Origin of the sequence: Leptothrix discophora (assembly GCF_030705305.1) — a bacterium.
In the GTDB taxonomy this organism is placed as follows: Bacteria; Pseudomonadota; Gammaproteobacteria; order Burkholderiales; family Burkholderiaceae_C; genus Sphaerotilus; species Sphaerotilus discophorus.
Genome location: NZ_JAUZEE010000001.1, coordinates 601,043 through 615,230 on the forward strand (window position 1 = coordinate 601,043; position 14,188 = coordinate 615,230).

General features: G+C 68.5%; 16 protein-coding genes and 2 tRNA genes. 6 read left to right on the forward strand and 12 right to left on the reverse strand.

Features of this window, described 5'->3' with window-relative positions; all coding sequences use genetic code 11:
- Positions 1-4: 4 nt before the first annotated feature.
- The 3 genes from Q8X39_RS02690 to Q8X39_RS02700 all read right to left on the reverse strand — a co-directional run bounded on the left by Q8X39_RS02690 (position 5) and on the right by Q8X39_RS02700 (position 1,286).
- Positions 5-78, reverse strand: a tRNA-Gly gene (locus Q8X39_RS02690).
- 38 nt (positions 79-116) lie between these two features.
- The gene (gene nadC, locus Q8X39_RS02695) at positions 117-977 is read right to left on the reverse strand and encodes a carboxylating nicotinate-nucleotide diphosphorylase (RefSeq protein WP_305748068.1); all 861 of its coding nucleotides are present in this window, start codon (positions 975-977) and stop codon (positions 117-119) included.
- Positions 978-1,064: 87 nt separating this feature from the next.
- Positions 1,065-1,286 carry a type 2 periplasmic-binding domain-containing protein gene (locus tag Q8X39_RS02700; RefSeq protein WP_305748069.1) on the reverse strand — a complete coding sequence of 74 codons (222 nt, stop codon included), beginning with the start codon at positions 1,284-1,286 and terminating at the stop codon, positions 1,065-1,067.
- Between the two features lie 17 nt (positions 1,287-1,303).
- On the opposite strand from Q8X39_RS02700, the gene Q8X39_RS02705 reads away from it, so the two are divergent.
- The 3 genes from Q8X39_RS02705 to Q8X39_RS02715 all read left to right on the forward strand — a co-directional run bounded on the left by Q8X39_RS02705 (position 1,304) and on the right by Q8X39_RS02715 (position 2,251).
- Positions 1,304-1,501, forward strand: a complete 198-nt coding sequence (locus Q8X39_RS02705) for a hypothetical protein (RefSeq protein ID WP_305748070.1) — start codon at positions 1,304-1,306, stop codon at positions 1,499-1,501.
- The gene (locus Q8X39_RS02710; RefSeq protein WP_305748071.1) at positions 1,482-1,613 is read left to right on the forward strand and encodes a hypothetical protein; all 132 of its coding nucleotides are present in this window, start codon (positions 1,482-1,484) and stop codon (positions 1,611-1,613) included. The genes Q8X39_RS02705 and Q8X39_RS02710 overlap by 20 nt, the downstream gene beginning before the upstream one ends.
- A gap of 86 nt (positions 1,614-1,699) precedes the next feature.
- The gene (locus Q8X39_RS02715) at positions 1,700-2,251 is read left to right on the forward strand and encodes a hypothetical protein (RefSeq protein ID WP_305748072.1); all 552 of its coding nucleotides are present in this window, start codon (positions 1,700-1,702) and stop codon (positions 2,249-2,251) included.
- Here the strand turns inward: Q8X39_RS02715 and Q8X39_RS02720 are convergent.
- Both Q8X39_RS02720 and Q8X39_RS02725 read right to left on the reverse strand, forming a co-directional pair.
- On the reverse strand, positions 2,241-2,720 hold the full coding sequence (locus Q8X39_RS02720) for a hypothetical protein (RefSeq protein ID WP_305748073.1): 480 nt from the start codon (positions 2,718-2,720) through the stop codon (positions 2,241-2,243). The two genes, Q8X39_RS02715 and Q8X39_RS02720, sit on opposite strands and share 11 nt — an antisense overlap.
- A gap of 236 nt (positions 2,721-2,956) precedes the next feature.
- Positions 2,957-5,425, reverse strand: a complete 2,469-nt coding sequence (locus Q8X39_RS02725; protein WP_305748074.1) for a penicillin acylase family protein — start codon at positions 5,423-5,425, stop codon at positions 2,957-2,959.
- 158 nt (positions 5,426-5,583) lie between these two features.
- On the opposite strand from Q8X39_RS02725, the gene Q8X39_RS02730 reads away from it, so the two are divergent.
- Positions 5,584-6,594, forward strand: a complete 1,011-nt coding sequence (locus Q8X39_RS02730; protein ID WP_305748075.1) for a D-2-hydroxyacid dehydrogenase family protein — start codon at positions 5,584-5,586, stop codon at positions 6,592-6,594.
- Between the two features lie 27 nt (positions 6,595-6,621).
- Here the strand turns inward: Q8X39_RS02730 and Q8X39_RS02735 are convergent, their stop codons facing one another.
- Genes Q8X39_RS02735 through Q8X39_RS02745 form a run of 3 tightly spaced genes read right to left on the reverse strand, consistent with a single transcriptional unit; the run spans position 6,622 to position 8,473 of the window.
- Complete coding sequence (locus Q8X39_RS02735; protein ID WP_369538084.1) at positions 6,622-6,999, reverse strand: hypothetical protein; 378 nt, start codon at positions 6,997-6,999, stop codon at positions 6,622-6,624.
- A 7-nt stretch (positions 7,000-7,006) separates the two neighbouring features.
- Positions 7,007-7,744, reverse strand: a complete 738-nt coding sequence (rlmB, locus tag Q8X39_RS02740) for a 23S rRNA (guanosine(2251)-2'-O)-methyltransferase RlmB (protein ID WP_305748076.1) — start codon at positions 7,742-7,744, stop codon at positions 7,007-7,009.
- 51 nt (positions 7,745-7,795) lie between these two features.
- Positions 7,796-8,473, reverse strand: coding sequence for an ABC transporter ATP-binding protein (locus Q8X39_RS02745; RefSeq protein WP_305748077.1), 678 nt, complete (start codon positions 8,471-8,473; stop codon positions 7,796-7,798).
- 85 nt (positions 8,474-8,558) lie between these two features.
- On the opposite strand from Q8X39_RS02745, the gene Q8X39_RS02750 reads away from it, so the two are divergent.
- Positions 8,559-9,230: an arylesterase gene (locus Q8X39_RS02750; protein ID WP_407067958.1), complete on the forward strand. Its 672-nt coding sequence runs from the start codon at positions 8,559-8,561 to the stop codon at positions 9,228-9,230.
- A 16-nt stretch (positions 9,231-9,246) separates the two neighbouring features.
- On the opposite strand, the gene phaR is transcribed toward Q8X39_RS02750, so the two are convergent.
- The 4 genes from phaR to Q8X39_RS02770 form a co-directional block, all read right to left on the reverse strand.
- Positions 9,247-9,828: a polyhydroxyalkanoate synthesis repressor PhaR gene (phaR, locus tag Q8X39_RS02755; RefSeq protein ID WP_305748078.1), complete on the reverse strand. Its 582-nt coding sequence runs from the start codon at positions 9,826-9,828 to the stop codon at positions 9,247-9,249.
- A gap of 177 nt (positions 9,829-10,005) precedes the next feature.
- Positions 10,006-10,082, reverse strand: a tRNA-Val gene (locus Q8X39_RS02760).
- Positions 10,083-10,148: 66 nt separating this feature from the next.
- Positions 10,149-12,395: a RelA/SpoT family protein gene (locus tag Q8X39_RS02765; RefSeq protein WP_407067959.1), complete on the reverse strand. Its 2,247-nt coding sequence runs from the start codon at positions 12,393-12,395 to the stop codon at positions 10,149-10,151.
- A 54-nt stretch (positions 12,396-12,449) separates the two neighbouring features.
- Positions 12,450-13,322: an alpha/beta fold hydrolase gene (locus Q8X39_RS02770; protein WP_305748080.1), complete on the reverse strand. Its 873-nt coding sequence runs from the start codon at positions 13,320-13,322 to the stop codon at positions 12,450-12,452.
- 75 nt (positions 13,323-13,397) lie between these two features.
- On the opposite strand from Q8X39_RS02770, the gene Q8X39_RS02775 reads away from it, so the two are divergent.
- Positions 13,398-14,168 carry a 3-hydroxybutyrate dehydrogenase gene (locus Q8X39_RS02775; RefSeq protein ID WP_305748081.1) on the forward strand — a complete coding sequence of 257 codons (771 nt, stop codon included), beginning with the start codon at positions 13,398-13,400 and terminating at the stop codon, positions 14,166-14,168.
- The last annotated feature ends 20 nt before the right edge of the window (positions 14,169-14,188 follow it).

Consider the following 14,188-nt stretch of genomic DNA (forward strand, 5'->3'; position numbering starts at 1 on the left):
AATCTGGAGCGGGTGAAGGGAATCGAACCCTCGTATGAAGCTTGGGAAGCTGCCGTTCTGCCATTGAACTACACCCGCACGGCGCGCATTCTAGCCAGCCAGAGGGACCGCACGGATCAGTCGTCCGAGAAGCGCATCGACAGGTCGACCGCGCGCAGGTGCTTGGTCAGCGAGCCGACCGAGATGCGGTCCACGCCCGTCTCGGCCAGGCTGCGGATGGTCTCCAGCGTCGCGCCGCCGGAATACTCGATCAGCGTCTTGCCGCCGCAGGCGCGGTGCTCGCGCACTTTCTGCACGGCGGTGCGGATGTCGGGCAGCGAGAAGTCGTCGACCAGCAGCAGGTCGACGTCCTCATCCAGCGCGATGCGGGCCTCCTCGAGGTTCTCGGCCTCCGTCATCAGCGGCACCTGGGCGCCGAGCGCACGGGCCTGCTGGATGGCCTGACGGATGCCGCCCGCCGCCGCGATGTGGTTCTCCTTGATCAGGATGCCGTCGTACAGCCCGATGCGATGGTTCACACCGCCGCCGCAGACGACCGCGTACTTCTGGGCATTGCGCAGGCCGGGCAGGGTCTTGCGGGTGTCGACGATGCGCGTGCCGGTGCCGGCCACCGCGTCCACATAGCGCCGCACCGTCGTGGCCGTGCCCGACAGGGTCTGCAGGAAGTTCAGCGCGGTGCGTTCGCCGGTCAGCAGCGTGCGGGCCGGGCCGGACAGCAGGCAGATGACCTGGTCGGCCGCGACCTGGGCGCCCTCGGCGACGGTCCATTCGATCCGGACCGGCGACTGCAGCGCCCGGAACACCGCGTTGACCCAGGCCTGGCCGCAGATCACGGCGGCTTCACGGGCGACGATGCGGGCGCGACCGTCGGTGGCCGGATCGACCAGCTGCGCGGTCACGTCGCCACTGCCGATGTCCTCGTTGAGGGCGTGGGCCACGATGAAGTCGAGGTCGGCAGGCAGGCGGGGCGCGGTCATCGGCAAGGCTTTCAGGCTGGCGGGTTGGCGTGGGGCAGGGCAGTCGGACATTTTGCCGGCAGCGGCGCGTCAGGCCGCCGGGGCCGCTCACTCCTGCGCGAAGTCATGGCGCTGCACGAAGGCCTTCCAGGCCTGCGTGGCCAGCGCGGTCGACTCGGCCAACTGCGCCGGGCTGCTGCCGATCACCTGTGCGCCCTGCTGCTCGAGCTGGGCTTTCACGCCCGGCTGCTGGATCGCCTGAACGATGGCGCGCGAGACCTCGTCGATCACGTTGGACGGCGTGCGCGCGGGCGCGCTGGCGATCGTCAAGCGCGAAGGGGTGTCGCGTGCCGCATGACGCGCTGCACCGCCTGGTCGTGGCCGTGCTGACGGCCTCGGCTGGCGCGGTCATCGGCTGGTCCGCCTCGGCGCTGACGCTGGCCGGCCGCGTGTCGGCGATGGAAGCCAGCATGGCCCGCATCGAAGCGCACCTGGACCGCCTGGACGCCCGCCAGCGGCCGCAGCATGTCCCGCCTGTCATCTGACATCGGCCGCCAGGCGCTGGTGACGCTGGCCGGGACGATCCTCGCGGCGGCCGTGATCGGCGCGGTCCCGAGGCTGCGCGACTGGATCGCCCGGCAGTGGATGGGCCGCTGATCGCTCGCTTCGGGTCCACCGTCAGAGGGGTACACCCAAGCGAAGGCGGCCGGGCAAGGTCCGCGCTTTCAGCTTGTGGAGACACCATGCATCGCATCCTTGCCGTCCTTCTCGTCCTGGTCCTCGCGGCTTGCGGGGGAGGGGGGGACAACAGCGCCAGCACGGGCGGGGACGGTGGCACCAGCGGCACCAGCGGCACCAGTGGCACCAGTGGCACCAGTGGCACCAGCGGCATCAGCGGCATCGTCTTCCAGCTGATCGGAACGCTGCACGCGGACTTCTCAGCTCTGACGGGTGGTGTGACGCCTGACCCCGCACGAGTCGGACAGCCGATAGAAGTGCAAGCGGCGGGCACCTTCTACGGGCACTTTCTGCCAGCTTCGGACCGGCTCACGGTGCCTTGCGATGTGAGCATCGACGGAAGGACGCTGGACGGGACAGGGTGCCAGATCACGTACAAGTTGGTCGAGGGCAAGGCGGGTAGCGGGACATTCTTCGGGTCCATGGCGCTGACGCTCGATCCGTTGGCCGCAGGTCAGCACAGGGTCTGCGTCACGCTCCGACCGAGCGGCATGGCCTCCATCGCACACGTGACCACCACCGGGCCGGACTGCGCCCCCGTCACCGTCACACCCTGACCGCCTGAAGCACCGGCCGAGCCGGTGCGACATGACCCAGCGGCCGCGCCGGTGCCACCGACGCGGCCGCGTCGTTTGCGCAGCCGAAGTCGGCGGCGGCCAGCACGCGGGCCAGCTCGGCCTGTAGGGCGTCGACGCGGTTGCGCAGGATCGAGATTTCGGCCTGCTGCAAGTCGCGCCTGTTGCCGGCCTCGCAGGCGGCGGCGTCCTGACCCCATCGGGTGAGCCAGTAGACGGCCAGCTCCACGGGCCTGGGTGCCTTGTCGATGAAGCGCCATCGCTCCACGGTCCGCACCGTCACGTCGAGGCACTTGGCCAGCGCAGCAGAGGATGGCGAGCCGATGTCATCGAGCATGAGGTTGAGCGGCGGAAGTTGCACCGGGGTTGGCAGGCAGTTCAGCATGGCCGAGTCCCGCCCAGCTTCGTGCCGCTGGAAATCGCCCGGATCGTGGAAGCCTGTACGGTGCATGAACAGATTCCAGCCCGCATGTAGAGCGACTTACCGGGCCAGGAACCGTCCCGCATGGGATGCCAGCGGCTGAAAGTGGCGTGCGTGTTAGTTGACATAATCAACATCGTCACGCATACATCAGTACAACCGACTTGCCGCATGGGTATCGCATGACCTCACCCAGCAGATGCAGCGTGTCGGGGCACGTCCGGCTCTTGGGTGCTCGATCTCAAGGCCTCGGCTCACGGGCCATCTCAGGGTGCGATGGCGCGAAGCGACAGAACATGGGCAGCGGGCCTTGATGGCCACAGAGGGATCGTGCGGCCTTCGGCCCAGGGGCCGATCAGGCTGGCGTAGTCCGGTGACAGCGGGATGCCCGACTGGCCGGTCGACAGCATCACGCGTGAATTGGCCGGATCGGCCAGGTCGAAGATCGTGCGCAGGCTCGGCCCGTGTTCCGATGCATAGGCCTGGGGATCGCCTGGATCGGGCCGAAGGTTCACGCGCATGGCGTTGACCGACTGGGCGTCACCCGCCACGGGCACCCGTAACTCGAACAGGCGGCGCAACGGCGCGACGCGGCTGAAAGGCGAATGCTCCGCGCGCACGACATGGAGCCTTTCCCAGCGCCATGTTGAGGGTTCGTTGCCGAGTCGTTGCCGCAGGTCGTCCACGGCATCGCGCAGCGCCGCGTCGACCTGCTCCGGGCAGCTTTCCTGCCGGTCGGACGTGGACTTGTCGTCGCACCACCAGGCGTCCTGGCGGGCCAGGATGTCCTCCAGCGCATCGCGCCATGAACGGCGCTCGCTGAACTGTCGGCCCCACAGCGCGCCGAGTTCATCGGCCAAGATGCGGCGTGTCAGGGCCTGCACCCAGGCATGGAACAACGAAGGGCCGATCGCCGAAGCGGTCATTTCGCCGTCGAAGCTGGCCTGGATGCGGACGATCGCAGCTGCGTCCACGTCCTCGACCGAGCCGTTCAGCCGGGCCGCACGGAAGGCCGGCAACAGCACCAGCGCGCCTTGCGAACGCACGTCGAGCTGCATGCGCGAGAAGCTGTCGACGTCATGCTTCGGCGTGGCCGCCAGCAGCTGCTCGATGCGCTGCTGGCGATGTGGCCGCGTCCACTCGCGCGTCAGCAGCGGCGCATAGCCGGCCGGCGTGGTGCGCTGGTTGGCACTGGCGAGCCAGCCGTCGGGCGGATCGCGCGTGACCGGCAGTGCGCGCTCGGGCAGGTAGCCGGTCCAGTCGTAGCGGGCCAGCCAGCCCGGCGCCGGGAACTGGCCTTGCAGATCGTTGTCAGGCGCCCTCACCGGCACGCGTCCCGGCAGGACCATGGCGATGCGGCCATGTGGCCCGCGCCGGTCGGCCACGATCATGTTCTGCATCGGCACGCCGTAGTCGCGCGCGGCAGCGATGAAGTCCTCGATCGAGCCGGCGCGGTTGAAGCCGATGCCGGCGACGAGGTTGCTCACGTCGGCATCGAGCGCGGTCCAACGCAAGGCCAGCGCATAGGGTTGCCCTGCCCTGCCCGTCAGGCCCTCAAACGCGCGCGAGGCCGCATCCGAGATGACCGGCCCGTGGCGACCGTGGCGCAGTCGCAGGCGCACCGGCTGCGCCTGTCCGCGCACGGCGATCAGTTCCTCGCGCTCCTCGAAACGGGCCCAGCCGTCGGGCGTGCGGTAGCGCATCGGATCGGCCGGATCGACCGCTTCGAGGTAGAGATCCTGCACGTCCGGATTCGTGTTCGTGAAGGCCCAGGCGACCGCATCGTTCTGGCCCACCACCACGACCGGCAGGCCGGGGATGGTGCCGCCGCCGACGTGAAGTCCGGGCGCCGACAGGCGGGCCACGTACCAGAGCGCGGGTGTGCTCAGGCGAAGGTGCGGGTCGTTGGCGACCAGCGGCATGCCGCGGGTCGTGCGGCGGCCGTCGACGGCCCAGTTGTTCGAGCCCACGCCCTCGACGCCGGACTCCGGTGCCATGCCGATCAGGCGCTCGACCGTGTCACCGCCGTGGACCTGCCATTGACGCGCAAGCTCGGTGTAGTCGGCCACCGCCAGCGGCGACTCGCCGGGGTAAGGCGGCAGGATCTGCTGGATGCGGGCGAGGTCCATGCGTGCGGCCAGGCGCAGCCTCAGCAACTCGGTGCTCCAGTTGCCGCCCAGGTCCCAGGCCATCATGATCGACCAGGCCAGCGAGTCGACCGGCGTCCACGGCTCGGGCCGGATGCCCAGCAGCAGGAACTCGGGCGGTCGGGCCGACAGGTGCTGGGTCATCCAGCTGTTGACGCCGGCGGCGTAGGCCTCCAGCGCGGTGCGTGTCTCGCCGTCGAGGCGGGCCCATTGCGCCTCGGCCGCTCGCCGCACCCCCAGCGCACGCAGGAAGCGGTCGTTGTCGAGCGCCTCCGGGCCGAAGGCTTCGGCCAGCCGGCCGGCGCCGATGCGCCGATGCAGCTCTAGTTGCCAGAGCCGGTCCTGCGCATGGGCGTAGCCGAGTCCGAACCAGGCGCCCTCGCGACGGTCGGCCTCGATGGTCGGCACGCCCCAGCCGTCGCGCGCGATGCGAAGGTCGCCGTAGACGCTGCGCACGGTCCGCGTGCCATCGACCATCGGCAGGACCCGCTGGCGATAGGCTGCGTAGCCCGCCATCAGCAGCACCATGCCAAGCAGCAGCAGGGACAGCGTCCACAGGGCCAGCCGTCGCAGCAGTCTTCGATTCAACAAGGCCTCCTGGACGTGAGGGGGAGAGGTCGGGCGATCGAGCGCTCGGGGAGACCGGGTCGCGACACCCTGCCGCGCCTTGGGGGAATGCCCGACGGCGACGAGCCCGCGAACCGAGGAAGGCTCGGGGCACAATGTCACGAACGAGATTCCTGCCCATGAACATCATCATTCTCGATGACTACCAGGACGCCGTGCGCAAGCTGCCTTGCGCGTCGATGCTGGAGCCCTACAGCACCAAGGTCTTCACCAACACGGTGAAAGGGAGCGGACAGCTGGCGGTCCGGTTGCGCGATGCGGAGATCCTCGTGCTGATCCGCGAACGCACGCCCTTCCCGCGCACGCTGCTCGAGAAGCTGCCGCGCCTGAGGCTGATCGCCCAGACCGGCCGGGTCGGTTCGCACATCGACGTCGAGACCTGCACGCGGCTGGGGATCGCGGTGGCCGAAGGTGTCGGCGACCCGACCGCGCCGGCCGAGCTGACCTGGGCGCTGATCATGGCGGCGATGCGGCGCATCCCTCAGTACATCGGCAACCTCAAGCACGGGGCGTGGCAGCAGTCTGGCCTGAAGGCCGGTTCAATGCCACCGAACTTCGGTCTCGGCCAAGTCTTGAAGGGCCGCACGCTGGGTGTCTGGGGCTACGGTCGCATCGGTCGGATCGTGGCCGGCTACGGCAAGGCCTTCGGCATGGACGTGCGCATCTGGGCCAGCCCGGACAACCTGGCGCAAGCGCTGGCCGATGGCCACAAGACCTACGCCAGCCGCGAGGACCTGTTCGAGCAGAGCGACGTGCTGACCTTGCACCTGCGCCTGGCCGACGCGACACGCGGGCTGATCGGCATGAGCGACTTCGCGCGCATGAAGCCGACCGCGCTGTTCGTGAACACGTCGCGGGCCGAACTGGTCGAGGAAAACGCGCTGGTCACTGCCCTGAACCGCGGCCGGCCAGGACTGGCGGCGGTCGACGTCTTCGAGACCGAGCCAACTTTGCAAGGCCATCCCTTGCTGCGGCTGGAGAACGCCGTCTGCACACCGCACATCGGCTATGTCGAGCTCGACAGCTACGAGCGCTACTTCCGGGCGGCTTTCACCAACGTCGTGAACTTCCTGCAGGGTCAGCCGAGCAACATCGTCAACCCCGAAGCGATGGCGGTCGTGCGGCGCTGAGCCACGGCCGCCACGCGCGGCCGGTCGTCAGTGCGGGTTCTCGTAGAAGACGTAGGCGGTCGAGTAGTCACTGAACTCGAAGTACACACGCTTCTCGCCGTCGTTGGTCTTGCCGTCGAGGTTCTCGTCCATCACACCGTAGCCGTAGCGATAGGGCCGCGCCACGTTGTCGTCGGTGCCGTAGGCGGTGCTGAGCTTGTCGATCTTGATGAAGCGACGCACCAGCTTGTCGCCGGCGTAGATCTCGAGCACCCCGTCGGTGCCGGTCCAGTTCTGGATGCCGCGTCGGATCTCGTTCTGGCGTTCCTGCGTGCAGGCCGCGAGCAGGCACAGGCCGCTCGCCAGCATCAGGACCAGGCCGGTGCGAAGGGGGGAAAACAACTTCTGGGCGGGTTGGAAGGCCATGTGGCGGTCAGCTCCGTTGACGCAGGGTTTCGTAGAGGCAGATGGCCGAGGCCACCGAGACGTTGAGGCTTTCGACCATGCCGCGCATCGGGATGCTGACCAGCTCGTCGCAGGTCTTGCGGGTCAGCTGCCGCATGCCGCTGCCTTCGGCGCCAAGCACCCAGGCGGTCGGCCCGGCGAGTTCGGACTGGTAGAGCGATCGCGGTGCGTCGTCGCTGGTGCCGACGATGCGGATGTCGCGCTCCTTGAGCTCGCCCAAGGTGCGTGCCAGGTTGGTCACCATGAAGTACGGCACCGTCTCGGCGGCACCGCTGGCGACCTTGGCGACCGTCGCGTTGATGCCAGCGGCATGGTCACGTGGCGCGATCACCGCATGGGCGCCGGCGCCGTCGGCCACGCGCAGGCAGGCGCCCAGGTTGTGCGGATCGGTGATGCCATCGAGCACGAGAAGCAGCGGCGGTCCTTCGACTGCGTCGAGCAGGTCGTCGAGCGACTTGTTGAGCACCACCGGCTCGACCCGTGCGACCACGCCCTGGTGTCGAGGGTTGCCGGCCAGCTGGTTCAGGCGCGCGTCGTCGCTGTCGACGATGCGCAGCCCCGCCGAGCGTGCGCGCTCGATGAACTGGTGCATGCGGGCATCGCGCCGGGTGACGTCGACGTGGATCTCCTGGACCGTCGCCGGAGCGGTCTTCAGGCGGATGGTGACGGCGTGAAAACCGAACAGCAGGCGGGTGGGAGCAGGCATCCAGCGATGGTAGCGGCTGGGATCCAGCCGAGCGGCTCGGGAGGCGCCGGTTCAGTCGACCAGACGCCCCGCCTCGATGCGCAGTTGTCGATCGCAGCGTGCGGCCAGCGCAGGGTCGTGCGTGACCAACACCAGCGTCGTGCCGGCAGCGCGGTTGAGCTCCAGCATCAGCTGCATCACGCTCTCGCCAGTCGCGTGGTCGAGACTGCCGGTGGGCTCGTCGGCCAGCAGCAGCGAGGGCTCGATCACGAAGGCGCGCGCCAGCGCGACGCGCTGCTGCTCGCCGCCCGACAGCAGGCGGGGGTAGTGGCCCAGCCGCGCGCCGAGGCCCACGCGGCCGAGCATGTCGGCGGCGCGCTGGCGCGCCTCTCGGTCGCCGCGCAGTTCCAGCGGCAACATCACGTTTTCGAGCGCGGTCAGGTGGGCCATGAGCTGAAAGCTCTGGAACACGAAGCCCAGTCGCTCACCCCGCAGCGCCGCGCGGCCGTCCTCGTCCAGGCTGAACAGGTCGATGCCGGCGAGCCGGACTGTGCCCGCGGTCGGCACGTCCAGGCCGGCCATGATGGACAGCAGCGTGCTCTTGCCCGAGCCGGATGCCCCGACGATGGCGACCGACTCCCGCGCCGCAAGGCGGAAACGGATGTCATGCAGTATCGTGAGCGTCCCGTTGGCGTCACGCACCTGCTTGCTGACGCCTTGCACGTCGATGATGGCTGCTTGCTCGTTCACGCTGATGTCCAGTCCTCGCTTGAAACCTTCGTCGCCATCGGCCTTGTCGGGCCCATTGCTCCATCGCCGCGACTGTATCGCGCAGCTGTGTCGATCGGGATGCCGAGCCTTCGGCCTCGCTCTGATCGGGGCGAGCGTCCTTCAGTTCCCGGCGGTCTCGGCCGGAGCCACGACTGCCGCAGCGACTCCGGCGGCGTCTCGCAAGCTCCTGATCGTCGGCGACAGCCTGTCGGCGGAATACGGCCTGCCGCGTGGCGCAGGCTGGGTCGCGCTGCTGGAGCGGCGCCTCGCGGACAAGCGCATCGGCGCGACGGTCGTCAACGCCAGCATCAGCGGCGAAACCACGTCGGGCGGAAGGTCCCGGCTGGCCGCCCTGCTGGCCCGCCATCGGCCCACCCACGTCGTGATCGAGCTGGGCGGCAATGACGCCTTGCGCGGCCTGCCGCTGAAGATGACCGAGGACAACCTGCGCGCGATGGTGCGGGCGTCGCGCAACTCCGGCGCGTCGGTGATGGTGGTGGGCATGCAGATGCCGCCCAACTACGGCGCCGCCTACGCGCGGGACTTCGGCGCGATCTTCGGCCGCGTGGCCCGCGACGAGAAGGTGGCCCTGGTGCCCTTCATGCTGGCCGGACTGGCCGATGACGCCGAACCGATGAAGTGGTTCCAGCCCGACCGCATCCATCCGGTGGCCGCCGCGCACCCGGTGATCCTGGACACGATCTGGACGGTGATGGAGGGCTGGCTCAGACACTGAGCCACCGCCCTGCCGGTCATTCCTTGCCGGTCTTGCCCAGCCCGGGCATGCCGGGGAAGAAGGTGCCGGCCTGCTTCTGCATCTGTTCCTGCATCTGCGCAAACAGCGACTTGGACTGGTCCAGGTAGCTGCTCATGAAGCCCTGCATGACGGGCGCCTGCATCGACATGAACTGCGACCAGGCATCGGCATTGAAGGGCTGGCCTTCGTAAAGGCCGCCGGTCTGCTCGGCGTAGCGCTTCTGCAGGTCGATGAAGACCATCAGGTTCTTCTCGAGGTAGGCGCCCATCAGGCCCTGCATGGTGTGACCGTAGAAGCGGATGATCTGGGCCAGCATCTGGGTCGAGAACATCGGCACGCCGGCGGTCTCTTCCTCCAGGATGATCTGGAGCAGGATGCTGCGCGTGATCTCTTCGCCGCTCTTGGCGTCGCGGACCTCGAAGTGCTCCGCGTCGAGCACCATCTGCTTGACGTCCGCCAGGGTGATGTAGCTGCTGGTCTGGGTGTCGTAGAGCCGACGGTTCGGGTACTTCTTGAGCACGCGCAAGCCGGCGTCCTGACCGTTCTCGGTCGCGTCGGTGCGGCGGGTTGCTGGCATGTCGGTCCACTCCTTGGGGCAAATCCGGGTTGATTGATTCTAGGTATGGGGCGCGCCCGTTCGAACTGGGGTTTGTCAGCGAGGGCGCCGCGCGCCAGTCCGCTTTCGGACAGCCATGAAAAAAGCCGCCGAGCCCTTGCAGTGCAAGAACTCGGCGGCTTCTTAACCTACCGAATTTGGTAGGCGCGATTGGATTCGAACCAACGACCCCCACCATGTCAAGGTGGTGCTCTAACCAACTGAGCTACGCGCCTAGGAAGAATTGAATAATAGCATGGGATTCAAGGTCGTCAATACCTTCGCGGTTTTTTTCTGCAAGTTCAGCGACGGCGTGCGTGCTGGACGCCCTTGACCTGGCCGAGCTGGCTCATGACGTGAGCCAGGCGAGAAGCGTCCGAGACCTCGATCGTGAAGGTCATGGCCGCTGTGCCGCGCAGGGTCTGCGTGTGCACCCCGGTGACGTTCATCTTCTCCTTGGCGAAGACTTCGGAGATGTCGCGCAGCAGCCCTTGTCGGTCCTGCGCGGTGATGGCGATGTCGACCGGGTAGACCGCGCTGTCGCCCTTCGCGTTGCGGAATTCGCCCCAGGCCACCGGGATGACCCGCTCCGGGCTGCGCTGAGCCATCTCGCGGTAGTTGATGCAGTCGGCGCGGTGGATGGACACGCCGCGGCCGCGCGTGACATAGCCACCGATGCGATCCGGCGGTGCCGGGCGACAGCAGTGCGCCAGCTGGGTCAGCAGCGAGTCGATGCCGACCACCAGCACGCCGCGCCCACCACTGGCCTGGCTGCGTGAGCGCTTGAGCAACGGAGCCTCGTCGACCGCCACCGGCTCGGGCGGTCGCAGCAGCTGCTCGATGTTGCGCAGCGAGAACTCGTCCTTGCCGACGACCTCGAACAGCGCATCGGCGGTGCGAAAGCCGAGCTGCGTGGCCAGGTCATCGAGCCGGAACGCCGTGCGACCCTCGCGCTGCAGCAGCTTCTCGACCGCCTCGCGGCCACGCGCAATCGTTTCCTGCTGGGCCCGAGCGTTGAACCAGGCGCGGACCTTGGCCTTCGAACGCTGGCTCTGCAGGAAACCCAGCTGCGGGTTGAGCCAGTCCATCGACGGACCGCCCTCCTTCACCGTGACGATCTCCACCGTCTGGCCGTTGCGCAACGGTGTGTTGAGCGGCTGCAGCGCGCCGTCGATCTTGGCGCCTCGGCAGCGATGGCCCAGTTCGGTGTGCAGGTGGTAGGCGAAGTCGATCGCGGTCGCGCCGGCCGGCAGTTCCATGATGGTGGCCTGCGGCGTCAGCACGTAGATGCGGTCCTCGAACAGGCCCTTGCCGGCGCTGCCATCGGCCGCTACCAGGGATGCCGGTGCGTCGTCCGCGCCGGCCAGCTCGCGCTCCCAGGCCAGCAGCTGTTGCAGCACGGCGCGACGAGCCTGTGCCACGCGGCTCTCGAAATCGCCGGCCGCGCTGACGCCCGCATAGCCCTTGGTGCCCGCCTCCTTGTAGGCCCAGTGCGCTGCCACGCCGCTTTCGGCATGGTCATGCATCGCGCGGGTCCGGATCTGGATCTCGATCGGTCGCTGGTCGGCGTCCAGCACGACGGTGTGCAGCGACTGGTAGCCGTTCGGCTTGGGCCGCGCGATGTAGTCGTCGAACTCCTCGGGCATCGCCAGCCACAGCTCGTGCACACGGCTCAGGGCCGCATAGCAGGCCGGGACGTCGGCGACGAGCACGCGCAGCGCGCGCACGTCGAGCACCTGCGAGAAGTCCAGCCCCTTGCCGCGCATCTTTTTCCAGATGCTGTAGATGTGCTTGGGCCGGCCCTGCACCTGCGCCGGCAGGCCTTGCGCGGCCAGCGCGTCGGCCAGTTGCTGACGCACCCGTTCGATGCCGGCCTCGCGCTCGACGCGCTTCTCGTCCAGCCAGCGGGCGATCTGCTTGTAGGGCTCGGGCTGAAGGAAGCGGAAGGACAGGTCCTCCAGCTCCCACTTGATCTGCCAGATGCCGAGCCGGTTGGCCAGCGGCGCAAAGATCTGCTGGGTCTCGCGGGCCAATGCGCGCGGACAGGGTTGGCGGCTGGCGGCGTAGTGGCGCAGCGTCTGGAGCCGCGAGGCCAGCCGCAGCAGCACCACGCGCAGGTCGTGCGAGAAGGCCAGCAGCATCTTGCGCACGCGCTCAAGCTGCTCGGCCAGCACCTCGGCATCGGTCTCGTCGGCCAGTGCATCGCGGGCATTGCGCTGGAGCTTGACGAGCTTGCGGGTGTAGGTGACCAGCCGCGCATACGAAGGTCCGAACGCCTGCTCGACCACCGTCTCCGGGTCGGTCAGGAAATCGCCCGCATAGACCAGGTAGACGGCCGCCTGCATGGACGGCGCCGCGCCGATGTCGCTGAGGATGCGGGCCACGCCGTCGGCATGGGTCATGGCGTCCTCGCCGGTGTCGAACTGTCGACCGGTCAACAGCGGCAGCGCGAAGGCGCGGGCCCGGTGCAGCCGGTCCTGTTCGGCGGCGGCGTCCTGCGGCTGACCGCCGGCCGCAACCTCGTCGGCCAGGGCCAGGATCGGCGACATGGCGTTGCGGGCCTCAGCGCCGCGCTCGAGGCCGGTGGTCTTCACGGCAGGTCCTCAGCGCCCGGCTTCGAGGAAATCGACCACCGACGCGACCTGGTCCGGCGCGACCAGCGTGGGCGCATGGCCGACGCCGCCGAACTCGACCAGCATGGCCTTCGGACCGCGCTCGGTCATGGCCTGAGCGGTGGCTGGCGACAGCAGGTCCGACTCGGCCCCGCGCAGCAGCAGCGTCGGTGCCTGGATGCGGTCGTAGGCAGCCCACAGCATCCGCTCGCCGGCCTTGGCGATCTCGGGCGTCACGGCCTTGAAGGCTGCGGCGATGGCCGGGTCGTAGTGCGGGATCAGGTCGCCCTCGGGACTGTGCTTGAACTGAGGACGCGAGAGCGCGGCCCATTGCTCATCCGTGTGCGGCCCGAAGCTGGCCGAGATGCCTCGCAGGAAGGCAGCGCCCTGGGCCTCGTCGGCAAAGCGCACGGGCGCACCGAGATAGGTGCCGATGCGTTGCAGCGAGGCGTACTCGATCACCGGTCCGACGTCGTTGAGCACCAGCCGGCGCACCGGGCTGTTGCGCAGGCTCGCCAGGCCCATGCCGATCAGGCCGCCCATGGACGTGCCGACCCATGAAACCTGGGGAACGTCCAGCCGCGCGATCAGCGTGACCATGTCGGCGACATAGGCCGGAACCTGGTATCCCATCGGATCGGCCAGCCAGTCGGACTGGCCACGGCCCACCACGTCGGGACAGACCACGCGCCAGCGCGGTGCGAGCGTGCAGGCCAGCGTGTCGAAGTCGCGGCCCTGGCGCGACAGGCCATGCACGCACACGACCACGTCGGGGTTGTCGGACTCGCCCCATTCCCAGTAGCCCATGCGGTGCAGGCCGGTGGAATCGAGGCAGTCGACGTGATGCAGGCGCGGTTCTGGCATGGGCTGGCTTGTCAGAGGGGCGAAAAGTAGCCCCCTTCATAATCACATCGTACCCAACCTCACAAGGAAACTCTCATGCTCAAGGGCAAGACGGCACTGGTCACGGGATCGACCAGCGGCATCGGACTCGGCGTGGCGCTGGCCCTCGCACGTCAAGGCGCCAACATCGTGCTGAACGGCTTCGGAGACGTCGAAGGCCCGAAGGCGCAGGTCGCGGCGCTGGGTGTTCAGGTCGGATACCACGGTGCCGACATGAGCAAGCCGGCCGAGATCGAGGCCATGATGGGCTACGCGGCCGACGCCTTCGGCGGCGTCGACATCCTGGTGAACAACGCCGGCATCCAGTTCGTCGCACCGGTCGAGTCCTTCCCGGTCGAACGCTGGGACGCCATCCTCGCGATCAACCTCAGCTCGGCCTTCCACACCACGCGCCTGGCACTGCCGGGCATGCAGGCCCGCAACTGGGGCCGCATCGTCAACATCGCGTCGGTGCATGGCCAGGTGGCGTCGGCCCAGAAGTCGGCCTATGTGGCGGCCAAGCACGGCGTGGTCGGCCTGACCAAGGTGACCGCGCTGGAGAACGCCACCACCGGCGTGACCTGCAACGCGATCTGCCCGGGCTGGGTGCTGACCCCGCTGGTCCAGAAGCAGGTCGATGCGCGGGCCGCCGCCGATGGCGTCGACAACGGCGAGGCGACCCGTCGCCTGCTGGGCGACAAGCAGCCGTCGATGCAGTTCACGACGCCCGAGGAACTGGGCGAACTCGCGGTCTTCCTGTGCTCCGCCGCTGCCAACAACGTGCGGGGCGTGGCCTGGAGCGTGGACGGCGGCTGGACCGCGCAGTAAGCCGGCCCGGGGCGCCGAGG

What these genes read in the sequence shown, in the direction of transcription:
- Q8X39_RS02715 (WP_305748072.1), top strand. Translation starts at nt 1,700, where the DNA reads ATGCATCGCATCCTTGCCGTCCTTCTCGTCCTGGTCCTCGCGGCTTGC.
- nadC (WP_305748068.1), bottom strand. Translation starts at nt 977, where the DNA reads ATGACCGCGCCCCGCCTGCCTGCCGACCTCGACTTCATCGTGGCCCAC.
- Q8X39_RS02710 (WP_305748071.1), top strand. Translation starts at nt 1,482, where the DNA reads ATGTCCCGCCTGTCATCTGACATCGGCCGCCAGGCGCTGGTGACGCTG.
- Q8X39_RS02720 (WP_305748073.1), bottom strand. Translation starts at nt 2,720, where the DNA reads ATGCACCGTACAGGCTTCCACGATCCGGGCGATTTCCAGCGGCACGAA.
- Q8X39_RS02770 (WP_305748080.1), bottom strand. Translation starts at nt 13,322, where the DNA reads ATGCCAGAACCGCGCCTGCATCACGTCGACTGCCTCGATTCCACCGGC.
- Q8X39_RS02735 (WP_369538084.1), bottom strand. Translation starts at nt 6,999, where the DNA reads ATGGCCTTCCAACCCGCCCAGAAGTTGTTTTCCCCCCTTCGCACCGGC.
- Q8X39_RS02765 (WP_407067959.1), bottom strand. Translation starts at nt 12,395, where the DNA reads ATGTCGCCGATCCTGGCCCTGGCCGACGAGGTTGCGGCCGGCGGTCAG.
- Q8X39_RS02775 (WP_305748081.1), top strand. Translation starts at nt 13,398, where the DNA reads ATGCTCAAGGGCAAGACGGCACTGGTCACGGGATCGACCAGCGGCATC.
- rlmB (WP_305748076.1), bottom strand. Translation starts at nt 7,744, where the DNA reads ATGCCTGCTCCCACCCGCCTGCTGTTCGGTTTTCACGCCGTCACCATC.
- phaR (WP_305748078.1), bottom strand. Translation starts at nt 9,828, where the DNA reads ATGCCAGCAACCCGCCGCACCGACGCGACCGAGAACGGTCAGGACGCC.
- Q8X39_RS02730 (WP_305748075.1), top strand. Translation starts at nt 5,584, where the DNA reads ATGAACATCATCATTCTCGATGACTACCAGGACGCCGTGCGCAAGCTG.